The organism is Acinetobacter sp. YH12140, assembly GCF_013418475.1.
GTDB classification, from domain to species: Bacteria; Pseudomonadota; Gammaproteobacteria; order Pseudomonadales; family Moraxellaceae; genus Acinetobacter; species Acinetobacter amyesii.
On record NZ_VPBZ01000003.1, the window covers coordinates 55,172 to 80,729 of the forward strand.

At 39.8% G+C, this 25,558-nt stretch carries 25 protein-coding genes and 1 tRNA gene; 9 read left to right on the forward strand and 17 right to left on the reverse strand.

Going from position 1 to position 25,558, the window contains the following annotated elements:
• The first annotated feature begins 236 nt into the window (after positions 1-236).
• From fdxA to FTU75_RS03920, 3 genes are all read left to right on the forward strand, one after another.
• Entirely contained in the window at positions 237-560 is a 324-nt protein-coding gene (gene fdxA / locus FTU75_RS03910; RefSeq protein WP_004651686.1) for a ferredoxin FdxA, read from the forward strand.
• A 138-nt stretch (positions 561-698) separates the two neighbouring features.
• Positions 699-1,421: a D-Ala-D-Ala carboxypeptidase family metallohydrolase gene (locus FTU75_RS03915; RefSeq protein ID WP_078188751.1), complete on the forward strand. Its 723-nt coding sequence runs from the start codon at positions 699-701 to the stop codon at positions 1,419-1,421.
• A gap of 131 nt (positions 1,422-1,552) precedes the next feature.
• On the forward strand, positions 1,553-2,218 hold the full coding sequence (locus FTU75_RS03920; RefSeq protein WP_180059073.1) for an O-methyltransferase: 666 nt from the start codon (positions 1,553-1,555) through the stop codon (positions 2,216-2,218).
• A 209-nt stretch (positions 2,219-2,427) separates the two neighbouring features.
• On the opposite strand, the gene FTU75_RS03925 is transcribed toward FTU75_RS03920, so the two are convergent.
• From FTU75_RS03925 to FTU75_RS03975, 11 genes are all read right to left on the reverse strand, one after another.
• Positions 2,428-3,270 carry a universal stress protein gene (locus FTU75_RS03925; protein WP_078193559.1) on the reverse strand — a complete coding sequence of 281 codons (843 nt, stop codon included), beginning with the start codon at positions 3,268-3,270 and terminating at the stop codon, positions 2,428-2,430.
• Between the two features lie 130 nt (positions 3,271-3,400).
• Positions 3,401-4,018, reverse strand: a complete 618-nt coding sequence (locus tag FTU75_RS03930; RefSeq protein ID WP_180003851.1) for a DapH/DapD/GlmU-related protein — start codon at positions 4,016-4,018, stop codon at positions 3,401-3,403.
• Positions 4,011-4,610 carry a YigZ family protein gene (locus tag FTU75_RS03935; RefSeq protein ID WP_180102637.1) on the reverse strand — a complete coding sequence of 200 codons (600 nt, stop codon included), beginning with the start codon at positions 4,608-4,610 and terminating at the stop codon, positions 4,011-4,013. Before FTU75_RS03935 ends, FTU75_RS03930 begins: the two co-directional genes overlap by 8 nt.
• A gap of 102 nt (positions 4,611-4,712) precedes the next feature.
• The gene (locus tag FTU75_RS03940; protein ID WP_180115193.1) at positions 4,713-5,903 is read right to left on the reverse strand and encodes an HlyD family efflux transporter periplasmic adaptor subunit; all 1,191 of its coding nucleotides are present in this window, start codon (positions 5,901-5,903) and stop codon (positions 4,713-4,715) included.
• 3 nt (positions 5,904-5,906) lie between these two features.
• Entirely contained in the window at positions 5,907-8,033 is a 2,127-nt protein-coding gene (locus FTU75_RS03945) for a type I secretion system permease/ATPase (RefSeq protein WP_078193563.1), read from the reverse strand.
• Entirely contained in the window at positions 8,030-9,553 is a 1,524-nt protein-coding gene (locus FTU75_RS03950) for a TolC family protein (protein ID WP_180115440.1), read from the reverse strand. The genes FTU75_RS03945 and FTU75_RS03950 overlap by 4 nt, the downstream gene beginning before the upstream one ends.
• 166 nt (positions 9,554-9,719) lie before the next feature.
• A complete protein-coding gene (gene lptB / locus FTU75_RS03955; protein ID WP_078188759.1) occupies positions 9,720-10,463 on the reverse strand; it encodes an LPS export ABC transporter ATP-binding protein in 744 nt (247 codons plus the stop codon).
• Positions 10,463-11,029 (reverse strand): lipopolysaccharide transport periplasmic protein LptA, encoded by a 567-nt coding sequence (lptA, locus tag FTU75_RS03960; protein ID WP_111883783.1) that lies wholly within the window; start codon positions 11,027-11,029, stop codon positions 10,463-10,465. Before lptA ends, lptB begins: the two co-directional genes overlap by 1 nt.
• Complete coding sequence (lptC, locus tag FTU75_RS03965; protein ID WP_180115194.1) at positions 11,019-11,561, reverse strand: LPS export ABC transporter periplasmic protein LptC; 543 nt, start codon at positions 11,559-11,561, stop codon at positions 11,019-11,021. Before lptC ends, lptA begins: the two co-directional genes overlap by 11 nt.
• Before the next feature lie 35 nt (positions 11,562-11,596).
• A complete protein-coding gene (locus FTU75_RS03970; RefSeq protein WP_078188762.1) occupies positions 11,597-12,136 on the reverse strand; it encodes an HAD family hydrolase in 540 nt (179 codons plus the stop codon).
• Between the two features lie 4 nt (positions 12,137-12,140).
• Positions 12,141-13,118, reverse strand: coding sequence for an SIS domain-containing protein (locus tag FTU75_RS03975; protein ID WP_078193567.1), 978 nt, complete (start codon positions 13,116-13,118; stop codon positions 12,141-12,143).
• Between the two features lie 355 nt (positions 13,119-13,473).
• Here FTU75_RS03975 and cysS point away from each other — a divergent pair, with 355 nt between their 5' ends.
• The 3 genes from cysS to FTU75_RS03990 all read left to right on the forward strand — a co-directional run bounded on the left by cysS (position 13,474) and on the right by FTU75_RS03990 (position 17,761).
• Complete coding sequence (gene cysS, locus FTU75_RS03980; RefSeq protein WP_180115195.1) at positions 13,474-14,895, forward strand: cysteine--tRNA ligase; 1,422 nt, start codon at positions 13,474-13,476, stop codon at positions 14,893-14,895.
• Positions 14,896-14,957: 62 nt separating this feature from the next.
• Positions 14,958-15,033, forward strand: a tRNA-Gly gene (locus FTU75_RS03985).
• 628 nt (positions 15,034-15,661) lie between these two features.
• Positions 15,662-17,761, forward strand: a complete 2,100-nt coding sequence (locus FTU75_RS03990) for a TonB-dependent siderophore receptor (RefSeq protein WP_180115196.1) — start codon at positions 15,662-15,664, stop codon at positions 17,759-17,761.
• Between the two features lie 87 nt (positions 17,762-17,848).
• Here the strand turns inward: FTU75_RS03990 and FTU75_RS03995 are convergent, their stop codons facing one another.
• Complete coding sequence (locus FTU75_RS03995; protein ID WP_078193570.1) at positions 17,849-18,124, reverse strand: hypothetical protein; 276 nt, start codon at positions 18,122-18,124, stop codon at positions 17,849-17,851.
• A 417-nt stretch (positions 18,125-18,541) separates the two neighbouring features.
• Between FTU75_RS03995 and FTU75_RS04000 the strand changes: the two genes are divergently transcribed.
• Together FTU75_RS04000 and FTU75_RS04005 are read left to right on the forward strand one after the other, a co-directional pair.
• Positions 18,542-19,249, forward strand: coding sequence for a glutamine amidotransferase (locus FTU75_RS04000; protein WP_180115197.1), 708 nt, complete (start codon positions 18,542-18,544; stop codon positions 19,247-19,249).
• A 66-nt stretch (positions 19,250-19,315) separates the two neighbouring features.
• A complete protein-coding gene (locus FTU75_RS04005; protein WP_180115198.1) occupies positions 19,316-19,945 on the forward strand; it encodes a LysE family transporter in 630 nt (209 codons plus the stop codon).
• An 81-nt stretch (positions 19,946-20,026) separates the two neighbouring features.
• On the opposite strand, the gene FTU75_RS04010 is transcribed toward FTU75_RS04005, so the two are convergent.
• Positions 20,027-20,623 (reverse strand): YceI family protein, encoded by a 597-nt coding sequence (locus tag FTU75_RS04010; protein ID WP_078188771.1) that lies wholly within the window; start codon positions 20,621-20,623, stop codon positions 20,027-20,029.
• Positions 20,624-20,916: 293 nt separating this feature from the next.
• On the opposite strand from FTU75_RS04010, the gene FTU75_RS18375 reads away from it, so the two are divergent.
• A complete protein-coding gene (locus tag FTU75_RS18375; RefSeq protein WP_180115199.1) occupies positions 20,917-21,432 on the forward strand; it encodes a nuclear transport factor 2 family protein in 516 nt (171 codons plus the stop codon).
• A 66-nt stretch (positions 21,433-21,498) separates the two neighbouring features.
• On the opposite strand, the gene FTU75_RS04020 is transcribed toward FTU75_RS18375, so the two are convergent.
• From FTU75_RS04020 to FTU75_RS04035, 4 genes are all read right to left on the reverse strand, one after another.
• The gene (locus FTU75_RS04020; protein WP_180115200.1) at positions 21,499-21,942 is read right to left on the reverse strand and encodes a GNAT family N-acetyltransferase; all 444 of its coding nucleotides are present in this window, start codon (positions 21,940-21,942) and stop codon (positions 21,499-21,501) included.
• A 185-nt stretch (positions 21,943-22,127) separates the two neighbouring features.
• The gene (locus FTU75_RS04025; RefSeq protein ID WP_078188774.1) at positions 22,128-22,343 is read right to left on the reverse strand and encodes a hypothetical protein; all 216 of its coding nucleotides are present in this window, start codon (positions 22,341-22,343) and stop codon (positions 22,128-22,130) included.
• A 182-nt stretch (positions 22,344-22,525) separates the two neighbouring features.
• Positions 22,526-24,514, reverse strand: a complete 1,989-nt coding sequence (gene tkt, locus FTU75_RS04030) for a transketolase (protein WP_180115201.1) — start codon at positions 24,512-24,514, stop codon at positions 22,526-22,528.
• Between the two features lie 463 nt (positions 24,515-24,977).
• A complete protein-coding gene (locus FTU75_RS04035; RefSeq protein WP_180115441.1) occupies positions 24,978-25,403 on the reverse strand; it encodes a pilin in 426 nt (141 codons plus the stop codon).
• Between the last annotated feature and the right edge of the window lie 155 nt (positions 25,404-25,558).

Below are 25,558 nucleotides of genomic sequence, written 5' to 3' on the forward strand. Positions count from 1 at the left end.
ATGTTTCATGCTTAAAATGCACATTAAAAATATTGTTCGATAAACAGATGTAATTTAATCAGTTTTTGAGTATGATTCTCATTCATTGTGAAATTTACATAAATTGTTCAGTTTTTAGTGATTTTAACAGCACTGCATATAATAATTATCAATAAAAGGAATTGTTAGTTACCCTATTTTTTGCCTAAAATACACCATTAGTTTATTAGAACCATATTTTTTAGGTAGCTGTCGCCATGACCTTTGTTGTCACTGAAAACTGTATTAAATGTAAATATCAAGACTGCGTAGAAGTTTGCCCTGTTGACTGTTTCTATGAAGGTCCAAACTTCCTTGTTATTAATCCAGATGAATGTATCGACTGTGCGCTATGTGAACCTGAGTGTCCAGCTAACGCGATTTTCTCTGAAGATGAGTTACCTGAAGGTCAAGAAGTATTTATCGAACTTAATACTGAACTTTCTCAAAAATGGCCGAACATCACTCAAATTGGTGATCAACCTGCCGACCGTGAAGAGTGGAACGGTAAAGCTGATAAATTACAATATCTTGAAAAGTAATTTTACGCTTTCATGAAAAGATCAGCACATGCTGATCTTTTTTTATACTTAAAGCACACATTTCATTGCAAATTATTCAAATTTTCTCAATCAAATTGGATTAAAATAGAACGAGTTTATAAATAATTGATTTCTATAATGAAGCATTTACTCAAGGGATTATTGTCCGTTGCAATATTCCCTCTTGTTTTCATTGGTTGTACAACTACACCACAAAAACAAGGTCACACTATTACAACTCCCGACGGTAAACGTATTTACATACCTCAAGAAAAAGTGACGACCATCAGACAAGCCCCGCCTAAAGTGGTGCCTTATGCATACAACTCATGGGTCGCGTCTGTTGATAATTTACGTCGCGTTCGAGACTATGAAGTCTTTTTAGAGAAAAATGGTGTAGGCAATATCATCCCTTCATTTGAGCTGATGCGTACTGCACGTGATTGGCAAAAATGTGGTCGCTCAGAATATATGGTGCCTAACCGTGAATTATGGCAAAACCAAATTGCAACCTTACGTGTCTTTAAATATTTAGTTGCGGCCAATATCTTAACGGACTTTGAAGTGACTTCGGTTTATCGTGATTTGCCTTTGAACCAATGTGCCGGTGGTGCAAGTTCATCTCGTCACCTATATAACTCGGCGATTGATTTCCGTATTGGACCTGCGTACCCGCAGCCCGAAGACTACAGTTATATTGAAAATACCAAGTTCCGTTTATGCCAATTTTGGTCACAACACGGGCAGAGTCTCAATATGGGATTAGGTTTATATGCCAGCGGACAAATTCATATTGATACTCAAGGCTACCGTACTTGGGGACCTGATCACTCAAGTCGCTCTTCAATGTGTAATTACTAAAACATTACATCGTCATATCAAGACCTCTTCGGAGGTCTTTTTTGTACATAAAATATTCAAATATAGAACAATAAATTGCGATGTTGGTGGAAAGGTTTAAAATGCTTGCATCAATCACGAGGTGCGACAACATGCAACAAATGTGGACAGACATTGATGCTTACATCGATTCACATTTAATTCCTGAAGATCCAATATTGACCCAAACACTTCAACATACGGATGAACGTGGCTTTCCTGATCATCTTGCTGTAGCGGCTAATCAAGGCATGCTGCTTCAAATGTTAATCCAAATGAACAAGTGTAAACGCGTTTTAGAACTTGGAACTTTTGCAGCCTATAGCACCATGTGGTTAGCACGTGCCTTACCTAATGATGGTTACATTCTGACCATTGAAGGTCGTGATACACATGCTGCCCTCGGTCAAGAAAATATTGATAATGCAAAGCTTGCACAAACGATAGAACTGAAATGTGGTCGTGCGGCAGATATTTTACGTGCCCTTCCTGAAGATACCGAACCTTTTGACTTTATTTTTGTCGATGCAGACAAACAGAGCTACCCTGAATATTTAGAATTAAGCTTAAATTTATCTCATTCAGGTACAGTGATTGTTTTAGACAATGTAATTCGTGCAGGTGAGATTCTAAATGCTGAAAACCACAAACCAAGCATTGAAGGTATCCGTGATATGTTCAAAGCCATGCAAAATCATCCAAAAATTTTATCTTGCACGGCACTTCAAACTGTAGGTTGTAAAGGTCATGATGGTTTTGCAATTGCAATCGTTAAATAATCTCAATCGAGGTGTTTTTTAAACACCTCGAATAAAGGTATAAAAAACAATCAACATAATATTTTATTTTAAAAACAATTATTTACAAATACTACACACAGAGTTATCCACAATTTTTGAGGATAACTCTGATTATTTTTAAAACAACAACTTATTATTTATTTACTCGTAATTGTCCGTCTATTAAATCAACTGTTCGTTTGCTCAACTTATTTTACAACCAACAATGGAACACTGGAATTTCTGAAAATACTGGTGGTGATACTGCCCAAGAAGAACTGATGGATTTTACTGTGGCTAAAAGCGCCAAGTACGATTAACTGAATGCCATGCTCTTGTTGATAGTCCAGAATATTTTCCGAAACATCGCCATAACGGTATTCTGTCACCACATCGAGACCGGCATTGGTTAAATAATTTTTTGGATCATCCAAGATTTGTGGGTGATCTCCAACATAAACCAAATGACATTGTAAGAGTTTGAGTAGATCACTTTGTGCCACACGCTTCATTAACTCAACGCATTTAGGCGAATATTCATAGGCAAAAATAAAGCGAGTCGGTGGTTTAAACGTTGGTCCTACGGTCATAACTGTACAACTTGCACCACGAATAAAGTTTTCAACATTACTACCGAGCGGCTTATTGCGCTCTGCTGAACGTTCACCTACCCGACCAATTAAAACAATATCGTCATCTTGCAAAATATTAAAACTTTGCTCTAAGAAGTCACCCTTTTCCTGAATATGGGTGGTTTGAATCCCATGCTTATCTTGGATCATTTCAGAAATGTGTTTGAGCAAATTATTACTATAATCTAAAGCTAAATCACTTTGTTTTTGTTCTAACTCCGCGAGTTCTTTCAAGAGCATGGCATTACTTTCAAACCCAATCACGCCACTGATTTCACCTAAGTGATAACTTGCCGGATAGTAATCAAGTATTTGTAGTAAAACCAACTCGCGGTGAGTTTGTTTAGCAACCCAAGCAGCAGCATCAGCTAGTGCATTAATGCATGGAGAAGAGTCGATACAGGCGATAACTCGTTTCATGATTAGCCCTCGTTTTATTATTGCTTGGCTATAAAATGTTGTTTGTTATTTTTAACTTATCACAACTCTGTTTCACTGTGCATGCAATTGTGTAAGCATAAAAAATATTTATGACGTATTTGGCGATTATTTATTCACGATATCGAATGAATTTTGCAGGATTTCCAGCAATGATTGCACGCGCTTCGACATTTTTCGTCACCATACTGTTCATACCGACTACAGCCTGCTCAGCAATGTGAATGCCATCCTTGATTCCAACATGCGCACCTAGCCAAACATCACGTTCTATCTCAATCCCTTGTGATCGTACAGCTTGCTGATAGATCGGTTGATTGACATCCATTCCATGATCAAAAGCGTATAAATGGCAATATGCCGCCATACGAACTTGATCATGAATTTTGATGCCCACTCGCCCACCATCTAAAATACAGTGATGATTGATCGCCACTTCATTGCCTATTTCTATTGGGCCATGCAAAGTGCAATCCGCCGCAATAAAGCTGTTATCTCCAATAACAATCTTACGTCCCGGTTCGGCAAAAATATGAGCCAATGGCGATATAAAACAGTTTTCACCAATTTCAACGGTTTCCATCGATTTGAGATAGTCTTGATATTCCTGTTGCCAAGCTTCGGCCCAACCACGATTTTTCGGTTTGAGTGACCAATACAACCAAGGCATATAATTTAGACGATGCTTATGTTGCTCTCGATATTTCAATAATGGATCTATTTCATTCATCTTCAGCAGCCTCTACGATATACAGTTGTTCACGTCCGCGAGTTACATCTTGAATCTTTAACTGTAGCGGTTGGATTTGATGAATTTGCAATGCTGCAAGTACATTTACGCCCTGCGCTGTATAGTCTTCCTGAAATTCAATTTGCTGCTGATTGAGTTCATATTGGAAAATTGCCCATTCATTAAACTGACAACTAAATTGCACTTTTTTCTTCTCAATAAGTTCAATTTTTTCAGCTTGTAAAAGGCATTGACCTGCACAGCCACCATAGGCACGTACCAATCCCCCTGTCCCGAGCTTAATTCCGCCATACCAACGATTAACCAAGACCAACACGTTGGTTAGGTCATTCCCTTCTATGGTTGCTAGAATGGGCCGACCTGCTGTGCCTGAAGGCTCACCATCATCATTAAAACGTACGGTATGTCCAATTTTCCATGCCCAACACTGATGTGTTGTTGAGATATCTTTATGGGCTTCAAGAAATTCTTTAACGGCTTGTTCATTTTCCACAGGAACTGCGATGGCTTGAAAACGACTTTTTTTAATGTCTTCTTCATATTCAAACTGTGCGGCGAGTGTAAATGGCATAACGTCTTTAGATCCTGTATCAAAGAATATTATAGCGTTTTTTGAAAGACTTACATCCACAAAAAAGCCCCCAATGCTGGAGGCTTGATTGGCACTGCGCTATTAACGTTCGCGAAGTGCTTCTTTTGCTTTATTGAATGGCTTGATTAAGTACTCCAGTACAGTTTTCGAGCCGGTACGGATATCAACTGTCGCCACCATACCCGGAGCGATACTAAAACTTTTACCTTCTTTATTGCTTAATTTATCACTATCTGTACGGATATAAACACGATAATAGAACTGATCTTGTTTCACTTCATCACGTAAAGTATCTGGTGAAATGACGGTCACTTTACCTTTTAGACCACCATAGATCGAATAGTCATATGCCGTAATTTTCACTAAGGCTTCTTGACCCGGACGAATAAAAGCAATATCTCGCGGTGAAATACGTGCTTCAACCAGAAGCTGTTCATCCAAAGGTACGATGGTCATCAATTTACCATTTTGCGGAATCACACCGCCCAATGTCATCACATCAATTTCTTTGACCACACCACGAACTGGAGATTTAAAAACGGTACGGCTCAGCGTATCCGATTTGCCTTTCACCACTTGTTGCTGCGATTCAATATCAGTATTGGCTTTCGACAATTCTTCCCGTGATTTTACCAAATATTGGTTACGGACATCATTTAACTGATTTTGTAAGTCATTCGCTGAACGCTTTAAACGAAGTACTTCAACTTCACTTGCTGCCCCTTTGGCAACAAGCGGCTCAGTCATGGCCAATTCTTGTTGAACTAACACCAATGCCTGTTTTAAGCCGGCAACAGATTCTTCCAAGTTTGCACGACGTGAATGATATAAAGCTGTTTCTTCCTTCACTAAAGCTGGAATCTTTTGAACATCTTCAGGAAAGGTTAATGGTGTACCATTCACTTCTGCACGTAAACGTGCTGCTGTCGCACGTGATGCCACAAGTAAAGACTCGGTTTCACCAACATTTGATGCGAAGCGTGTTGGATCGAGTTGCGCAAGGACTTGACCTTGTTCAACAATTTGACCTTCCTTCACATTCAACTTGGTTAAAATCCCTCCCTCAAGCGACTGAACAATTTGTTCTTTCGAAGATGGAATCACTTTACCTGTCCCTGTAGAGACTTCTTCTAATTTAAACAACCAAGCCCAAACTAAAAGGATTGCCAGACCAATCGTAATAATCCAAATGATTAAACTCGATTTCGGTAATGGTGGCTCTTTAAAGCTGACTTTGGTCGAGCGTTGTATTTCTTGTTTATTTTCACTCATGATTTAAGCCCCAGCTACTTTTTTCTGAGCATTCTGATTCAGAATTTGATCACGAGGCCCATCCATGACAATTTTACCTTCATTCACCACAATAATGCGGTCAACCAACTCAAGTACCGCACGGCGATGTGTTGCTACCACCATAGTTCGGTTTTGTAAATAACCTTTTAAATGATCGATCAACTGCTTCTCAGATACGTCATCAATGGCTGCTGTAGGTTCATCAAGCAATAGAATATTGGGTTGACGAATCAATAAGCGTGCAAGCAACAAAGCTTGGCGTTGACCGCCAGAGAAGCCTACACCACCTTCTAAAATGATATGGTCTAGCCCTTCTTTTTTCTCTTGAACAAAGTGAATTGCACCCGTAATTTTCAGTACTTCAATCAATTGTTCATCCGTAGCCAGCGGAGCACCCAAGGTCAAGTTTTCACGAATCGTACCATAAAATAACTGTGCATTTTGGTTCAATAGCCCCATATCACGACGCACATCTGCGGGGTCGATTAAAGACAGCTCAATCCCATCTAATTTAACTTTGCCTTGTACTGGCGTTTGCATACCCGATAACAATTGGAGTAGCGTCGACTTACCAGCACCGTTACGGCCCAAAATTGCGATCTTTTCTCCAGCCTTAATTTCCAGTTTTGGAATTAAAAGACTTGGACGTGGATCATCTTCACCATACTTAAATGACACACCATTGAGTTCATAATGACCATTAATTGATGGTCGATGAATAAGGTGAGAATAATCCGGTTGATCAACAGGTTTCTTCATGAGTTCATCAAGACCTGCTTTCGCCACTTTAGCCTGTTGTAAACGACCTAATACCCCAGCCAGTGCAGAAATTGGTGCCAACATTCGTGAGGACAAAATCGAACAAGCTACCAAAGCACCTGTGGTCATTTCACCTTTCATCACAGCAAAACAGCCGACGAGTACAACGATTGCAAATGTTAGACCCTGAATTTTTTGTGTCCATGCCGACATTAAGCCCACGATTTTACGTTGACGCATGCTGACATCAGCAGACACTTCATTCATGTGGTTCCATTGGTTTTGGAAGCGTGATTCAGCACGAAGTAATTTGATATCTTCCATGCCTTGCACAGATTCAACCAATAATGCATTACGAATCGAAGACTCGCGCATACCCATTTGTGCAAGTTTAGCCAATGGTTTTTGCGCCAAAATCCCTGGAATAATCATCAAAGGAACCACCAACAGCATGACCCAAAATAGATTGCCGCCAATTAACCAGAAGATGAACAAAAACAAGAAGAAAAACGGTAAATCGGCAATTGCGGTAACAGTCGTCGAAGTGACCATTTCGCGTACCCCTTCTAATTCACGAATTTGTGAAATAAAAGTACCTGTTGATTTTGAACGTTCGCTATTTTTAATCCTTAATGCATGACCAAATACACGATCGGAAATTTTCAAATCGGCACGTTTACCAATAATATCCGATAAATAAATTCGTGAAACACGTAGTGCAAACTCAAATATCGCTGCAATTAACACCCCACCGGCAAGTACCCATAAAGTCGGTACAGATTGAGATGGAATGACGCGGTCGTACACGTTCATTGAGAACAAAATAGTGGCTAGGGCCAAAATATTCGCCATTAATGAAGCAAACATAATGTCGATGTAGCGTTTCCAGTCTTTTAAAACAATCGACCAGAACCAATTTTTTTCAAACGGCTTGATGTATTCATCAACACGTGCATCGGGTACAGATGACTCTGGACGCAGAATATAAATATTGCGAACGCCATGGCTCAATCGTTCAATAGAGAAAACTTGAGATAGGCCTTCATCTCCGCTCAATTGGACACTGGCATTACCGTCTACGTCGATGCGTTCTACCACACCCACTTCACCACTAATAAACTCAACCAATACCGGTAAGCGCCATGGATTGAGCAGATTTATGTCATATTTATTTTTTCGAACACTTAATCCAATTTGGCGTGCCATGACTGCAACCAGTTCATCGGCATTTTTGTGTTGATCCCAATCCAACTGCAACCGTATACGTTCTTCAGAGGGTTCAATTCGATAATGCTTTGCAATATTCAGAACCGCTTGTAGCCACGGTTGATAATTTATTGTATTACTCATGGCTGAACTTCAAACCCCTGAATAGATATATTATTAAGTTCATAGATATTTCGTGAACGCCCTGTCACTTGGATGTACTGTGCAAGTGCTGAGTAGATATCATATTGCGATGTCACAATTTCTTGTGCGGCACTATGTATGGCTTGCTCTGCATTCAGTAGATCGACAACCGTTCGAGTTCCTAATTTATATTGTTCTTGATACAGCTCTTTGGTTCTTACCGTTGTTTCACGGCGCTGCACCAATATCGACATTTGACGCTTTTTATTTTCGATTTGTTCACGAATCATTCGGACTTGATCAATCACATCCAAATACACTGTATTTACTTGTGCTTTTGCTGCTTCTTCTGCATAGCTTGCGGCACGTGTTTGCGCTGCAATTGCACCACCTTGGTAAAAATTACTGGTGGCTTCCAACATGATTGAATTATATAAACCATCATCTTCATCATTATTTGGATTACGGCCATTCACCGCCTGACTCAGACTGCCTTTGACATTAAGTGTTGGATATGCACTTAATTTTGACTGTTGCTTTTGCAATTTGGCAACTTCAACCCCAGCCTGCGCTTGCATCATGCTTGGAATCATCTTGAAGTCAGGATCATCATACAATGCGGCTGCAGTTAAGATCCGATCGGGTATCACCCAATTGATCTGACTTACATCAAAACCTAACAAGGTACGAAGTCGCTGTTGGTACTGTCGAAGTTGAGTTTCTTGCACAATTAAATTTGATTCTGCAGCTTCTAAATTTGACTTGGCTTGAATAGGGTCTGCTTGACTACTGATCCCTGCGGTTGCACGTAGATTAGCAATCTCAGCAATCCGACTCACACCGGCAATTTGCTGCTGCGCAATTTTAGCCACTTCTTGATATCGTTTAATGTTGATAATTGCATTTGCAACATCAAATGAAACTTCATCTAAATTTACAAGTACATTAGCCTGCTCTTGTAACATTTTTGCTTCTTCAATGCCTACTGCACTTTTGGTTTTACCAAAGTCATATAACATCTGCGTCGCATTTAAAGATACCAACTGACGTCCACGCTCGCCTTTAGTCAGATCTGCAGTGCTCAATCCACCTGAAATTTGGGGATAATATGCAGCATTCGCTAGGTCAATATTGGCGTTTTGCGATGCGACTGTAGCAATACTTTGCGTGATTTCTGGACGTCTTTGGACGGCGATATGTATCGCATCAATAAAACTTAGATTCTTCGCTACTGTGTTTGGATTATAGCTGCCTTGTTGCGTTCGACCATAAGCAACGGCTGGCATTTCTTGGACACGTGAGGTATCTAAATTATATTTACTGAGTTCTGTGATGTTAATTTTTTCGGCAGAAGGTTTCGGCTTATTAGGTAAAAAAATCTTATCTAATGTCTTTTGAATGGTACTTTGTGCAGTGCCGGTATCTGCTGCATACACTGAACCAATGGAAAAGGGTAAAAATAATATACAAAAGAAATTGCACTTATTTTTACGCGGACGCCCAACTTCTGGACCATTCATCTTTCGTAATCGCATGATTTTTGCAGGTCGTATTTTTAGTTTAAAGTATACTGAATTCTTGTTAATTTTTTAGATTAATCGCTCAGTTTTTGTCATTTCAGACAATAACATAAACCCGCTGAAGGAAACTAGCGCCATTCAACGGGAAATTTCTTATATTATTCAATTAAACGGTAAAATCATCACCAAGATAAACTTTACGTACCGTTTCATCTGCAAGGACTTCTTCTGGAGTACCTTCTGCAATCACTGAACCTTCGCTCACGATATAGGCATGCTCACAAATCGCAAGGGTTTCACGCACATTATGGTCGGTAATTAATACACCAATACCGCGATCTTTCAATGTTCTGATAATGTCTTTGATATCACCCACTGAAATAGGATCAACCCCTGCAAAAGGTTCATCTAGCAACATAAATTTAGGGTCTGCCGCTAACGCACGCGCGATTTCCGCACGACGACGCTCACCACCCGACACACTCATACCAAGAGAATCTTTGATGTGTGTGATTTTAAAGTCGGCAAGCAATTCCGTTAAACGTTGCTGACGTTGTTGCTTATTTAGATCTTTACGGGTTTCTAAAATCGACATGATATTTTCAGAAATGGTTAATTTTCTAAAAATAGATGCTTCTTGGGGTAGATAACCAATACCTTTACGTGCGCGCTCATGCATTGCCAAGTCAGACAAATCAAGATCATCTAAATGAATCTCACCTTTATCCATACGCACCAGGCCAACAACCATATAGAAACTTGTGGTTTTACCTGCACCATTTGGACCAAGTAAACCCACAATTTGACCACTTTGCATGCTAAAGGATACATCCTTTACCACCCAACGCTTACTGTAGTTTTTGGCTAAATGTTTAATACATAAAGTTTGAACTTGCGAGGTTTGCTCCATTAATCACGTGCTCCTGGGAAGGACTTAGTGCTTGACGGTGGAATCACGATTTGAACACGACCTGAAGAAGATCCAGATTTATTTGGTGTACCTTCAGCAACGATATCGCCTTTATTCATACTGTATTTCAGGCTATTACCACGAATACTTGCACCATCTTGTTGCAACAAAGCACCACCCGTCATGGTGATAATACCCGTTTCAGCATTGTAGACGATCTTTTGCGCTTGGCCTTTTGCATAGCCTTTGGCAGGGTCAGTTTTTTGTTGGAAATGTGCTGGCCCACCCGTTGCTGTAATCGTACTGATCTCTTTTTTGCTGTTTAAGTTCGCAACGATTGAGTTTGCCTGCAGCTTCATTGAACCCTGTTCAATGATGACATTACCGGTATACGTCGTAATCCCGGTTTTTTCATTAAACGTTGCACGATCGGCAACCAATGAAATCGGTTGATTACGATCTGAAGGCAAAGCAAAAGCTGCAACTGAACATAACGCCAGTGAACCGAGTAGCGCTGTACGTTTTAGGAAAGTTTTTGCAGTTTTTCGATTAAAATTATGGTTCATACTTTCCTCGAATATTAAAAAATTCGTATTGACCGTCGTTTAAATTTGCTTTTAAACCTTGGCTGACAAATTCGGCTTGTGGTGAAATCACCGTTACAGTCTTGTCCGTTTCTATTTCACGCTTTTTTGGAAAAGCAGTGAGTTCCTCAGTACGAAACTCCATTTGCCCTTCACGCATCAATTTCGTTGCAACCACATTGTCACTCAGTACGACTTTTTGGTTATCATCCATACCATTGGCTTGTTTGGCAAAGAACGTGGCATCGACAGCACCATCTTGATAGGTCGATGCTTTCAGATTGACCAAATGAGACGTTTGCTTTTGCAAATCCTGCTCAAGTCGATCGACTTGCGCACGAATATGCAATTTTCCCTGCTCATCAGTCTGCGTCAGGTTAATGTTTTCAGCTGAGTAAGTCATACTTTTCGAAGAGTCCGCCTGAAGCTTATTACCCTTTCCACCGAAATAGTAAAAACCACCGCTTACTGTAGCAATGACCACAGCTGTCACGTATAAAACTTTAGTATCCATAAGCGGAGATTCAATCCAATGACTGCATCAATTTATTAATAAGGTGCACTTGCATATTTTTCAAGTAGTTCCTGGTATACACCTTTAGAAACTAAAAGCATATCGCAGATTTCACGAACAGCACCACGTCCACCCATCGCCTGAGTAACAAGATCTGCACGGCGACGTACTTCTAAATGTCCATTCGGTACGGTCACTTTCATCCCTGCAATAGCAAAGGCTGAAAGATCGGGCCAGTCATCGCCCATATATAGGCAATCTGAAGGATCAATACCAAACTGTGCGCAGGCTTCAGTCAAGGCAACACCTTTATCTTCACGACCTTGAAAAACCAAGTCCACACCTAAGTCAGACATGCGTTTTTCAACAATATTACTTTTACGGCCAGTAATAATGATGACTTTGATACCCGCTTTTTGCACCAACTTCATGCCTAAGCCATCTCGAATATCAAAGGATTTGATTTCATCGCCGCTATTGGTTAACGTTACAAATCCATCACTTAAAATTCCATCCACATCCAGTACCAGTGCTTCTATGTGACGCGCTTGTTCTAGCAATACATACGATGCCATTTTCTTAATTTACCCCAGCCTGAATCAAATCATGCATGCTGATAATCCCAATCACTTTATTGACATCATCAACAACTACAAATTGTGTAATTTTCTTTTCGTTCATACGTTCTAAAGCATGTACCGCGCGTTCTTCTTGTGAAATGGTCAAAGGATTTTTAATCATCACTTCTGAGACTTTCATATTCACATCAAAGCCTTGCTGTTTATCAATCAAACGACGTAAGTCACCGTCGGTAAAGATACCCAATAAGGTATCGTTTTCATCGACAATCGTGGTGAGTCCCAAACGTTTATTTGAAATTTCGTAGAGAACTTTATTCATTGGTGTCTCTGGCGACACTTTGGGTAAGTCTTCACCTGTATGCATTAGATGTTTTACATGCAATAACAAACGCTTACCCAACGCTCCAGCAGGATGAGAACGTGCGAAATCATCTGAAGTAAAGCCACGTGCATCCAATAATGCAACTGCAAGTGCATCACCTAAGGCTAATGTTGCAGTGGTACTTGAGGTCGGAGCTAGACCCAAAGGGCATGCTTCTTGAATATTACCCAAGGTCAATGCGACATCGGCATTTTGTGGCATTGGGCCTTTATTGTCGCCACTCATAGTAATGAGAGGAATGCCCAAATGTTTGATCAATGGCATCAGCATCATAATTTCATCACTCTTACCTGAGTTTGAAATTGCAATGAGCACATCACCTTTAACCAACATGCCCAAATCACCATGTCCAGCTTCACCCGGATGCATGAAGAAAGATGGCGTACCAGTCGAGGCAAATGTAGCGGCCATTTTACGACCGATATGACCCGATTTGCCCATACCAGTAATCACTAAACGCCCTTTGCACTGTAAAATGATTTCGCAGGCTTGGCTAAAACGATCATCTATTTGCGTCGCTAATACTTGTAAAGCATGCTCTTCAATACGCAAAGTTTCTAATGCGACTTTCTGAAAATCGACTTGATTCGGCATATTTGGTGGATTCAAAGTTGTTATACCTTAAGCCGTGAGAGGTGCGCTCTCACTTTCAAAATAAAAAATTTTCACAATTTTATCATATCTATGCAAATAGCACGTTTCCAAATGTATAAGAATTCATGAATTATGCAGAAAAGATGCATTTCTTCTTTTTAACTTAGGAACAGATAAATTGAATTAAACTCTCAAATGAAATTCAGCCCGAATCAAATGAGCCTTCAACTTCTTTTTCCAGCAATACAATTACATCAAGCATTAAAAAATATCTGCTTTTTTGGGTTTTAACTTTATGAAAAAAAATGCTTAGGTTAAGATGAGCCATCTTTTGGTAGAAACAATTTGAAGACCTATGCAACCTTTTGTTCTATATAACTCAGAGCAACGTAAAAAAGTAGAATTCGTACCTCGCAAAGAAGGACATATCGACATGTATGTCTGTGGAATGACCGTGTATGACTACTGTCATATTGGTCACGCTCGAGTTATGGTTGCATTCGACTATATTATCCGTTTCCTGCGCAGTCAGGGCTGGAACGTTAAATACGTTCGCAACATTACCGATATTGACGACAAAATCATTGCCCGTGCCAATGAAAATGGCGAAAGCATTACTGCTTTAACCGATCGCTTTATCAAGGCCATGAACGAAGATGCTGCCAATTTAGGTTGTGCAGCACCTGATGAAGCACCACGTGCAACAGACTATATCGATCAAATGCAGAATATGATTGGTAACTTGGTTAACAAAGGTACAGCATATCCATCTGCAAATGGCGATGTTTATTTTGAAGTTGAAAAGTTTGCCAAATATGGTCGTCTTTCGGGTCGTAAACTCGACGATATGCAGGCTGGTGCTTCTGAACGCGTTGATGTAGAAGTAGAAAAGAAACATCCTTTTGACTTCGTGCTTTGGAAACATGCCAAAGAAAATGAACCTTCTTGGGCTTCACCTTGGGGCAATGGCCGTCCGGGCTGGCATATTGAATGTTCAGCGATGTCGACCTGCTGCTTAGGCAACCATTTTGATATTCATGGTGGCGGTTCAGACTTAACTTTCCCGCATCATGAAAATGAAATTGCGCAATCTGAGGCATCTACTGGCGAACAGTATGTTAATTACTGGATGCATGTCGGCTTTATTAATGTCGATGGCGAAAAAATGTCGAAGTCTTTAGGTAACTTCTTCACTATTCGTGATGTGATGGATAAATTCCACCCTGAAGTGATTCGCTTCTTTATTGTGTCATCACATTACCGTAGCCCAGTAAACTTCTCTGACACTGCTTTAAAAGAAGCGAAAAATACCCTTTCCCGTTTCTATCATTCATTTAAAGCTTATCAGCAAGTCTATGGTGAAAAAACCGTAGAAACTTTGGATGATGCTTTAGTTGAGCGCTTTAATGCCGCTATGCGTGATGATTTCAACACCGCAGAAGCCATTGCGGTATTGTTTGAAGTCAACAAAGAATTGAACCGTGCCGTAAAAGTTGAAAATGCTGAACAAGCGGCTGTGTATTATTCGACATTGCGTCACTTGACCAATATTTTAGGTTTGGTTCAGCACAATGTTGATGAATTTTTAAAATCAGATATTGGTCAAGAAGCACTAGGTCTCTCTGAAGAGCAAATTGAAGATTTAATTCAACAACGTAAAGATGCGAAAAAAGCCAAAGAATTTGCCAAAGCAGATGACATTCGTCAATCTTTGTTAGATCAAGGGATTGTTCTTGAAGATACTCGTCAAGGCACTATTTGGCGCCGTGCTGATTAATTAAGCAAACAGAAGCATAGAGAGTTGACAGCTGTGTGAAATTCTCTATAATTCACCTCATTGCGGGAATAGCTCAGTTGGTAGAGCATAACCTTGCCAAGGTTGGGGTCGGGAGTTCGAGTCTCCTTTCCCGCTCCAGAATACGAAAAACCCTCATCGAAAGATGAGGGTTTTTTTATGTCTAAATTTTTCTTCAAAGGCTTGTTTTTAGATTTATTTACTCATGTTATGCACATGAAAGCCATTTCACATTTTTAAAATAATATTTAAATCTATTCGACGGAGTCTTACATTTAGGGATTGAATACAGGGATTAGCTTCCGGCTGGAAGTACTCTTACGAAACGTTGTTTCTCACTCGGGAAAATGAGATGCGAAGCTTCGCAAGGAAACCATCTTGCGGCGCAATGCACCTCACAGACAAAACTCGTTCACTACCGTCAAATGATTCAATGTATCGCAAAAACATTTTTGATTAGAAGTCGTCCTGTCTCAAACCATTGCGGATGACATTACCGCGTATCTTTATTATTTGAAGCAAAGTACGCTTCTGATGCTACTGCGTCACATCAGTGATTTATTATATTGTAGCGACGTTAATAGGCCTTAATTTTCCCCAACGAATAAGGCTTTCCTTATTGCAATATGACCTTTCGCCTACCTGTTAAAAAATAATCTGATGAAATGCTCATCTTGGTTATTTTCCTCAATTTTTCTCCATAATTTTCCGTTATTCTTTGCCAAAATTACATTTGGACAACCAAATAATGCACGGCGCGCACACCACACTTAAACTGACCAGCTTAAGTTACGCATTACTTACGATCTCAACATCAATTTGGGCCGCAGATACTGTTCAAAATCCCCAAGAATCTGCAGCAGTTCAGCAAATGGAAGCTTTAACATTTGAAGTTCCAACAGTAAGCACTAAGCCCAAAGACCCAGATATCAGTGCTGTCGCAAAAACCATCATAAGCCGTGATGAAATGTTGAAATTTGGCGATCAGTCAATCAATGATGCACTGCGTCGTGCTGCAGGATTTCAACTCCCCGGTGTCGGCGGTGGTCCACGTGGTGGTGCAGGTGCTGGCGGCATGCGTTTTCGTGGTGGTGGCGCATCCGTGTTCTTAATCAATGGTGAACCTGTACAAGGTGGTCCTCGTGGTGGCATGTCAGTTGTTGATAGCATTACACCGGAAATGATCGAACGCCTTGAAATCACCAAACAACCAAGTGTAGCTCAAGGCTCGGTTGCTTCATCTGCAGTCATTAATATTATTTTAAAAGAACCATTGAATGGCACGCGTTTGAGTGGATCTGTACGTGCTGGTTATGGCCTAACGAAGTCAAATACACGTGAAGAAGAACGCACTAATTTAAACTTTCAAATGGATGGTCGTTCAGACCCTTGGATCTATAGTTTATCTGGGAGCCAAATGTGGAATGACTCAGATACGCTCATCCGTACACAAGATGCAACAGGAACGAAAACCCAGAAACGCATCACCAATCTTACGTCGCAAATGTTAACCCCACGTGTTGAATATCAACTTGATGATCAACAAAAACTGGTCGCTGAAATGTTTTATCGCAACAATGAAAGCGAAGGCACAAGTGGCACTCAAATCCAAAAAGATAAAAATGACAGTATTCGACTCAACACACGATATGAGCGTAAAGACCAAGGTAATTCCGACAAAATTCGCTTATCAATTGAGCAGCAAAATGAAACAGAATTAACAGAGTATAGAGATTCCCAATCATATATTGATGAACAAATTAATGAATATGGTTTAGGGTACGACGGTGTCCGAAAGTTCGATTCAAAACGCCAAATAAAATTTGGTACCGACCTACGAAGCAATGAACTTGAAAGCAATATTGCAGAGACCTTAGATGAACAATTGTATGCTGCTTATGTTGAAGGAAGTTGGAAATATACGCCGCGCCAAACTTTAACTCTAGGTGTACGCCAAGAGTGGATTAATCGTTCAGGTTTAGTGGATTATCAAGATCAGCATTTGAGTCCTGTATTAGCACACCGTTTTGACTTTAATGACCAATGGTCACTCCAAACCAACTTGAGTCAGGCTTTTAAAAATCCACGTAGCAATCAATTGATGCCGACGGTTTCAGTTTCTACAGATAGTGATGCTGGGACACTAAACAACCCTGATCGTGGTGGTAATCCTGACCTAAGACCTGAAACCATCAATGCTTACGAAACAACCCTAGGTTATAACACCCCTGCTGGCGGCGTAAATATCACTGCATATTATCGAGAAATTAATGACTATATCGAAAAATCGATCCTGTCAGAAAATGCTACAGGCGGTCGTTGCGAAACAGGAAATACCGATTGCCGTTTTATCGAACGCCCATATAACCAAGACAGTGCAACTACTTATGGTATAGAAATTGCTGGACGTTATGCACTGAAGCAAACGGAGAATGGTCATTCATTTATGTTGAATGCTCAACTTTCAACTGTACGTGCAAAAATTGAAGAAACTGACGGCTCTGACCGTTTGGCAAGTGATGTTGCACCTTATACCGCAAGTGCTGGTTTATCTTATAACTATCAACCGTGGCGTATTGCAACAAGTGTGAACCTCAATTATACCCCTGAATATACACGTGCGCTGAGTAACGAACCGTACAATCGCACCAGCAATGAACGCGTCAATATGGATGTGAGTTTTACTAAACGCTTTGATCAAAATTGGTCTGCATCGGTGAATGCACGTAATATTCTCAGCTCAGATTATAAAGAAGTGTTAAAAGAACAAAGTTCTGGCGCGCTATACCAATCTCGTATCAATGAAGCAATTCCAAGCTTTATGTTTACCTTAGAAAAGAAATTCTAAACCGTTTCTAAGAGACTTCTAAGAGATTTAAAATAAAAAACCGATACGGACAACGAATCGGTTTTTTTATGCGTACACGACCGCAAACTAGCGCTCAATTGCCTTCAACATTTTCGCAATTTTTAGGGTATGTTCCTTCTGCCCTTTTTTCTCTAAGACCTTTTGCTCAACCCACCATAAATATTCAAAAATTTCTGATTCACTTGAATCCTCTTGAATTAATTTAAAAATATTGGGCAAATAATCATCATATTCATCACGTAAAGCAGGAATACGGCGAATCCCTAACGGGTCCCATTCCTTCAATAAAATTTTATGTATCGCATGCAAGAGACTGGCATCTCGATTATGTTTTGACTGCATACAAGTTCCCTGGCTTATATTTTTTTACTTTTAAAATCAGTTATCTAATTATGTGATGATATTAAAAGAAAAATGAACTGTTGTTTGTCGAAGATTTCATCATACGCATCTCTAAACGCTTTTCCATTGGTTTTTGATCTTTTTTTTATACTAAACCAAAGCTTTATCAAAATTTCATGCACTTTTTCTCATAAATTTTACCAATAAAGCCTTTCGGGAATCCCCTAATTCACAATACAAAGGTTTTAAATGCTAAGTTCAACGATCGAACCTAATCATTCAAAGAAAAAAAATATGCTTCAGCCAACTTCTATATTTATCTCTTTTCGCAATTGTGAAAAATTTACAGTTTTCCTTTTTAATCTCCGACAATTCAAGCTACATTCTATTTTGAAATTTTAATCCTGAAAAATCCCTATGAGTACTGCATTAAACGAAACCATTTACGTCATTCAACACCTTGCATTTGAAGATTTGGGTTCATTGGAAGATGTATTTTACCAACTGGGTTATCGGGTAAGATACTTCGAAGCTGGTGTCGATGACCTCAGTAAAGCTATGCAACATACAGGGCTTACCATCATTTTGGGCGGCCCGATCGGAGTTTATGAAACTAATGACTACCCTTTCCTACAAAAAGAAATAGACTTACTTAAAGTACGTTTAGAGAGTAACTTACCGACTTTAGGCATTTGCTTAGGTGCTCAGCTTATTGCACATGCATTGGGAGCGAAAGTCTATCCAGGTCATAGCAAAGAAATCGGTTGGAGTGCCTTAGAGCTTGATGCCATTACTCACAATATTTTAGCACCATTAGATAAAGTGCCTGTACTGCATTGGCATGGTGATACCTTTGATTTACCTACAAATGCACAGTTACTAGCCAGCTCAGCAATTTATCCAAATCAAGCGTTTAGTTATGGACCCAATATTCTAGCTCTACAGTTTCATATTGAAGCAGAAACACAGGCCATGGAAAAATGGCTAATTGGGCATACATGTGAACTGCATAAAGCACAAATTAACATTCCAAATTTGCGCATGGAAAGCCAACAACATACACCTCATTTAGAACGTGTTGCTCCCCTTATTTTGCAACAATTTTTACAACAGCTTGAGCTTTAAAACAGCTATTAATTTAAAGCTAAATGGCTTATAACAGTTGCACTTCAAAACGTATAAGCCATTAGAATGACTCCCTTACTCAGCATTGCACTCATCCACTTTTTTGCTCTCATCAGCCCAGGCCCAGACTTCTTTTTTGTCACTCAAAGTGCTATTCGACAATCCAGATCACATGCATTATTTGCCGCATTAGGTATTTCACTTAGTATTTTAGTTTGGTCAATTTGTGCAATAAGTGGCTTACATTTTCTATTTCAAAAAATGGCTTGGTTACAACAATGCCTCATGATTTTGGGTGGCTTATATCTTTTATATTTAGGCTCTCAGTTATTAAAATCTGCATGGAGTAAAGACCTCGGCACAATAACGAAATCAACCGAGCAAGCTGTACAGAAAAAATCGCCTTTGACGCTGTTATTCCAAGGTTTCTTGACCAATATGGCCAATCCTAAAGCATTGGTTTATTTCACTAGTGTATTTTCCATTGGGATCAGTGCAAAGGTCAGCATTTTTGATCAAAGCTCTTTATTGGCTTTAGTCTTTATTGAAAGTTTGATTTGGTTTGCATTGGTTGCGGTCTTATTCTCAGCACCTAAAATGACCCATTACTATCAAAAATTTAGTAAAAAAATTGACGCCATTACCGGTGGAATTTTCATCAGTTTTGGCTGCCTATTGCTGCTCAATCGCGATTGACCACTCATCAAATACTCATCTACGAGACATAAAAAAGCACCCAAATGGGTGCTTTCCTAACTTAGCTGAGGAAGCTAAATCTTATTTCGCTGCTGCCTTTGCTGTAGACACAGCCGCTTCAGTCGTAATATTTACCGTAATTTTGTCGCCTACATTTGGTACATATGCACCGACACCAAATGCTGAACGATCAAAAGAAGTCGTTGCATTAAAACCAATCGTTTCCGCCTTAGTCATTGGGTGAACGGCTTGCTTGTTCAATACAGCATCCAATACCACTGGTTTAGTCACATTTTTAACTGTTAAATCACCCGTGATTTTGTATTTAGTTTTGCTGATCGCTTGAACTTTTGTACTTTTAAACGTGATATTTGGATATTTTTCAGCATCAAAGAAATCAGCTGTTTTTAAATGATCATCTAATGCTTTGACATTGGTATTTAAGCTCGATAATGGAATCGTCACATTCACAGACGAATTTGCAGGTTTTGCGTTATCGACATTAATTGTCCCTTGAATGTCACTAAAGTTTGCAGAAGGCGTTGAGAAACCAAAATGATTCCACGTAAATACTGTTGCTGTATGAGTAGGATCAATTTGATAGGCAACAGGTTTTGCCATAGAAATTGTTGTAACTGATGCTACCGCCAAACCGATTGTTAATGCTTTAAAGTTCATGTTTTTATCTCACTTTCGAATACCATTAAGTCTATAGATTTTTAGCCGTATTACAGCTTTAAAGATAAAACGTTTTGTTGCATGTTTAGAACGATAGTTTTGTAAAATCTGTAGCAGCATCTACAACCACTCTCAATTATTAAATTTCCCATATATTTCAAATAATTAATAATTTAATTGATCCATGAGTTATTTATCCTAAATTTAGAAAACATCAACCTATCAGAGTCGTAGGTTTTCTAAACAAATCCACTTAAGATTTTTAGACATCATAAAAATCTGAGTACCCAAAAATGACAGAACAATCGCTGGCTATTGAAAAAGCCTTAAATACTAAAACGCCCAAAGATGTCGTTTTGGCATTTCTTATGAATACTTCAAAAGAACTCGTCGAAAATGCAACTCAGCTGCTGGTTGCAGAAGACGCGGCATATGTTTCCTTAAACTTCAGCAACCCAGAACTGAAACAAATTGAGCCGTGGGCTGGGTCTGGCACAGGCAGAGACATTTATATTTATACCTTTGCCAACGTCGGGACCTACTGGAATATCGACGACTTTCAAATCACGGATATGATCGCTGAAGATGAAACTGTAGCTGTATTTGGTCAATTCACCTACACTTCAGTCTATGCAAAAAATACTTTCACCTCGCCTTTTTCGATTAAAGCCAAAGTTCAAAACGGTTTAATCAGCTTTTTCCAATTTATGGAAGATACCTATGCCTCAGCATCATCATTCCGCGTAGGTGGCGAATGGATCATTCAGCAAGAAGCAGACTCAGCTAAAAACTTTAAAGTTTCAGCTTAAATAATTAGACCCAGCAGCTTTTCACGCAAGAGCTGCTGTTGATTTGGAATAGCCTTTTACATTGACTTAATGACAGCGGTATTGAATAAACCCTGTTTTTTTCGCGATTTGATCATAGAGCTTTTGCGCTGTTTCATTATCCTGATGTGTGAGCCAATACACACGGTCACACTGCCGCTGATCACAATATTCTTTCACTTTCGCGATCAGCGCTTTGCCAATGCCTTGCCCGCGAAATTCTTCAAGGGTATATAAATCCTGCAAATAGGCATAAGGCTGCAGAGTCCAGCAACTCTCATGTTCAATGACATGTACGATCCCAACCACTTGTTGATCAATCACAGCTGCAAAGCCATACATATGTTCGCACTCAGCAGCATGTAACCTCTGCCACGTTCGCTCGGTCACTGCATCCGCCAACTGACTTTTATAAAATTTTAAATACAGCTCCCAAAGCGGCTGCCATTGGCTTTTTGAAATTTCAGTTAAATTTTTAATCTGTATTTGCACGTTTGATGTCTTTTTAAATGATCACTGGATTTTTATAACTGAAATAAAGCTTCATGTGTTTAAAACACTGTATTTAATGCGCTCTTTTATAAGCATAATGAGTTTTGATTAGAATTTTTCTTATCTGTTTTAGAAAAAATAGGCAAATAAAAAGCCCGAACAATCGGGCTTTTTCACCATTCAGCTTATAGCTTTTCAACCAAGATCCGATCTACCTGCTTTAAACCTGTATGCTTTTCATGGTTCTTGCGGCGAATCTTAATCACTTTGTCTTCTTGCAAATCTTGCAACATCAACTCTACTGCAACCATGGCTTCAAGCTCTAAGTCTGTGCCAATCCATTTCTGTTCACCAGCATCCATCAGTACAATTTCATCATTTATCTGATCATAAAGGCTCATCGTTTCCTCACTTGGGGCAACATTGCACCCGTGGCTGAATACTGCATGAATGAATTAATTTTAAACCAATGCTTTAATTCATTCGTTACAAATCGTTATTTCACAATTAAAAATAAATTTAATCTCTGCAATAAAAAACGCCCCTTCTCTGGGGCGTCTTTATTACGGTTAGTCTTTACAGATTAAGCGGTAATTTCTTTCACAGCAGCAACAACAGCATCAGCAGTAATACCAAAGTGTTGGTACAAGTCTTTTGCTGGAGCAGATTCACCGTAAGTCGTCATACCGATTACACGACCATCAAGACCTACAAATTTCCACCAGTAGTCCACATGCGCAGCTTCAACAGCAACACGCGCACGGATCGCAGCTGGAAGAACCGCTTCACGGTAAGCAGCATCTTGTTTTACAAATTCTTCAGCACATGGCATAGAAACAACACGTACGCCTTCAAGCTGTGCGTAAGCATCCATTGCCAATGAAACTTCTGAACCTGTCGCAATGATGATTGCTTTCAATTCACCTTTTTCTTTTGCAAGAACATAACCGCCTTTCGCAACGTCAGCAATTTGATCTGCTGTACGAGTTTGGAATGGCAAGTTTTGACGAGAGAAGATTAATGCTGTAGGGCCTTCTGAACGAAGCAGCGCAGATTTCCAAGAAATAGACGCTTCTACAGTGTCACATGGACGCCAAGTGTTCAGATTTGGTGTACCACGTAAAGATGCAATTTGCTCTACAGGTTGGTGTGTAGGACCATCTTCACCTAGACCAATTGAGTCATGGGTATACACATGAATTACACGTTGTTTCATCAATGCAGACATACGTACTGCATTACGCGCATATTCCATAAACATCAGGAATGTTGCTACATAAGGAACGAAACCGCCATGCAGTGCAACACCGTTCGCAATTGCAGTCATACCGAATTCACGTACGCCGTAATGAACGTAGTTACCCGCTGGGTTAGATTCAACGCCTTCTGCGCCTTTCCATAAAGTCAGGTTAGAACCTGCAAGGTCAGCAGAACCACCTAGAATTTCTGGAAGCTGTGGTGCAAATGCTTGAATGGCATTTTGGCTAGCTTTACGAGTTGCAATGGTTTCAGCTTTTGCATTTACTTCTGCAATATAAGCATCCGCTTTTGCAACAAAGTCAGCAGGAAGGTCACCAGAAAGACGACGTTTTAGTTCAGCTGCTTCTGCTGGATATTTAGCAGCATAAGCAGCAAATGTGTCGTTCCAAGCAGATTCAGAAGCAGTACCTTTGGCTTTTGCATCCCAAGCTGCATAAACATCAGCAGGAATTTCAAATGGACCTTCAGTCCAACCTAAAGCTTCACGAGTCAATGCGATTTCATCATTACCAAGCGGCGCACCGTGGCAATCTTCTTTACCTTGTTTGTTTGGCGAACCTAAACCAATAATGGTTTTACAGATAATTAATGTCGGTTTTGCAGTTTCAGCTTTTGCTTCAACAGTTGCCGCACGGATTGCATCTGCATCATGGCCGTCAACTTTAAGTACTTGCCAGCCGTATGCAAGGAAACGCTGTTCTGTATCATCAGAGAACCAGCCTTCTACTTCACCATCAATCGAGATGCCGTTGTCATCGTAGTAAACAACTAATTTACCTAGACCCAAAGTACCAGCCAATGAACATGCTTCGTGAGAAACACCTTCCATTAAACAGCCATCACCTAAGAAACAGTAAGTGTTGTGATCTACAACTGTGATGTCTTCTTTGTTGAATTGAGCCGCTAAAGTTTTTTCAGCAAGTGCAAAACCTACAGCGTTTGCAATACCTTGACCCAATGGACCAGTCGTTGTTTCGATACCCGGTGCATAGCCCAATTCTGGGTGACCTGGAGTTTTAGAATGCAATTGACGGAAAGATTTTAAATCTTCAATAGACAGGTCATAACCTGTTAAGTGCAATAACGCATATTGCAACATAGAGCCATGGCCGTTTGACAATACGAAACGGTCACGGTTTGCCCATTGTGGGTTTGCAGGGTTGTGGTTGAGGAATTCACGCCATACCACATCAGCAATATCTGCCATCCCCATTGGAGCACCTGGATGTCCTGAATTTGCTTTTTGCACAGCATCCATTGCCAATACACGAATTGCGTTTGCAATACGACGTTCGTTAAGCGGGGTTGTCATAGGTCAGAGTCCAAACAAATGGTTTAAAAGAGTAAGATGAATAAGAATTCAAAGATGCGCATATTGTCTTAAAAAAAGCGGAATGGGTAAAGCCTCAGGGGCAAATTTTCGCTAATTATTCCTGCACCACCTGTATTTTGGGCGCTTATTGCTCAATTTCAAGCCTATGCATGTCGTTTATTTTGTATACAGTGACGCTTTTATATGGCGAATCAATGACAGCGCAATGCATATTTAGAGTTTGGCAGAGAAAGCAACCGCTTCATAACTGATAAAAGTCCGCTACATCGAATGGAAATTGTGAATATAAATAGCAGCCAAAGACGATCCAGATAAATGACCATTAGAAATATGAAATATATTCAATAAAGAAACCTATGAATGTTTGTGAAACTCTAAGAGCATACTCATCCCTGTGAAATCAGCACTTATCCAATATACTCACGGTTTCACATTCAATACTTTAGATCCCACGACATGTAGCAGGTAAATTTCGCTGCGAAATATCATCCGATTGACAATTCCAAGCACCATTTAAATCATCTGGAATATTAAAATAGATCTGCTTTGAGCGAAGAGCAAAATTGACATCTGTTGATTTAAACGTAAAAACCACTGAACACGTTCCTGCCACATCAGTAATGTCACTACTCGCAATATATTTGGTACTGATACTTTCATTCAGCGCTGTATTCAAATCTACACAGCTTTGTTCCTCTGAATAATTTTCAATCAGTTTCAATTTATAGGGTGAAATCATTGTTAATACTTCAGCTACTTGCGCCCGAGCGACATAGCCATTGTAAGATACAGTAGCAATTGCAGCCAAAATGCCGATAATTGCCACTACCATCATGATTTCAATGAGTGTAAAACCAGACTGTTTCATTACGTTTCCCCATTCAACGTAATGACAAATAGGCAATTTGCGTACCAAGTCTCAAAAGCGCGTACTTATTGTGTTTTATTTTTCAAATTAAACGAATAATTGTCGTTTACAGTCATATTCTGGCAGTTCATGACATTCATTATTGATAAATCTCA

What these genes read in the sequence shown, in the direction of transcription:
- tkt (WP_180115201.1), bottom strand. Translation starts at nt 24,514, where the DNA reads ATGACAACCCCGCTTAACGAACGTCGTATTGCAAACGCAATTCGTGTA.
- FTU75_RS04025 (WP_078188774.1), bottom strand. Translation starts at nt 22,343, where the DNA reads ATGAGCCTTTATGATCAGATAAATGATGAAATTGTACTGATGGATGCT.
- FTU75_RS03920 (WP_180059073.1), top strand. Translation starts at nt 1,553, where the DNA reads ATGCAACAAATGTGGACAGACATTGATGCTTACATCGATTCACATTTA.
- lptC (WP_180115194.1), bottom strand. Translation starts at nt 11,561, where the DNA reads ATGGATACTAAAGTTTTATACGTGACAGCTGTGGTCATTGCTACAGTA.
- FTU75_RS03930 (WP_180003851.1), bottom strand. Translation starts at nt 4,018, where the DNA reads ATGAATGAAATAGATCCATTATTGAAATATCGAGAGCAACATAAGCAT.
- FTU75_RS03995 (WP_078193570.1), bottom strand. Translation starts at nt 18,124, where the DNA reads ATGCAGTCAAAACATAATCGAGATGCCAGTCTCTTGCATGCGATACAT.
- FTU75_RS03935 (WP_180102637.1), bottom strand. Translation starts at nt 4,610, where the DNA reads ATGCCATTTACACTCGCCGCACAGTTTGAATATGAAGAAGACATTAAA.
- FTU75_RS03945 (WP_078193563.1), bottom strand. Translation starts at nt 8,033, where the DNA reads ATGAGTAATACAATAAATTATCAACCGTGGCTACAAGCGGTTCTGAAT.
- lptB (WP_078188759.1), bottom strand. Translation starts at nt 10,463, where the DNA reads ATGGAGCAAACCTCGCAAGTTCAAACTTTATGTATTAAACATTTAGCC.
- FTU75_RS03940 (WP_180115193.1), bottom strand. Translation starts at nt 5,903, where the DNA reads ATGAGTGAAAATAAACAAGAAATACAACGCTCGACCAAAGTCAGCTTT.
- FTU75_RS03990 (WP_180115196.1), top strand. Translation starts at nt 15,662, where the DNA reads ATGCACGGCGCGCACACCACACTTAAACTGACCAGCTTAAGTTACGCA.
- fdxA (WP_004651686.1), top strand. Translation starts at nt 237, where the DNA reads ATGACCTTTGTTGTCACTGAAAACTGTATTAAATGTAAATATCAAGAC.
- cysS (WP_180115195.1), top strand. Translation starts at nt 13,474, where the DNA reads ATGCAACCTTTTGTTCTATATAACTCAGAGCAACGTAAAAAAGTAGAA.
- FTU75_RS03915 (WP_078188751.1), top strand. Translation starts at nt 699, where the DNA reads ATGAAGCATTTACTCAAGGGATTATTGTCCGTTGCAATATTCCCTCTT.
- FTU75_RS04010 (WP_078188771.1), bottom strand. Translation starts at nt 20,623, where the DNA reads ATGAACTTTAAAGCATTAACAATCGGTTTGGCGGTAGCATCAGTTACA.
- FTU75_RS18375 (WP_180115199.1), top strand. Translation starts at nt 20,917, where the DNA reads ATGACAGAACAATCGCTGGCTATTGAAAAAGCCTTAAATACTAAAACG.
- FTU75_RS04005 (WP_180115198.1), top strand. Translation starts at nt 19,316, where the DNA reads ATGACTCCCTTACTCAGCATTGCACTCATCCACTTTTTTGCTCTCATC.
- FTU75_RS04035 (WP_180115441.1), bottom strand. Translation starts at nt 25,403, where the DNA reads ATGAAACAGTCTGGTTTTACACTCATTGAAATCATGATGGTAGTGGCA.
- lptA (WP_111883783.1), bottom strand. Translation starts at nt 11,029, where the DNA reads ATGAACCATAATTTTAATCGAAAAACTGCAAAAACTTTCCTAAAACGT.
- FTU75_RS03975 (WP_078193567.1), bottom strand. Translation starts at nt 13,118, where the DNA reads ATGCCGAATCAAGTCGATTTTCAGAAAGTCGCATTAGAAACTTTGCGT.
- FTU75_RS04000 (WP_180115197.1), top strand. Translation starts at nt 18,542, where the DNA reads ATGAGTACTGCATTAAACGAAACCATTTACGTCATTCAACACCTTGCA.
- FTU75_RS03925 (WP_078193559.1), bottom strand. Translation starts at nt 3,270, where the DNA reads ATGAAACGAGTTATCGCCTGTATCGACTCTTCTCCATGCATTAATGCA.
- FTU75_RS03950 (WP_180115440.1), bottom strand. Translation starts at nt 9,553, where the DNA reads ATGAATGGTCCAGAAGTTGGGCGTCCGCGTAAAAATAAGTGCAATTTC.
- FTU75_RS03970 (WP_078188762.1), bottom strand. Translation starts at nt 12,136, where the DNA reads ATGGCATCGTATGTATTGCTAGAACAAGCGCGTCACATAGAAGCACTG.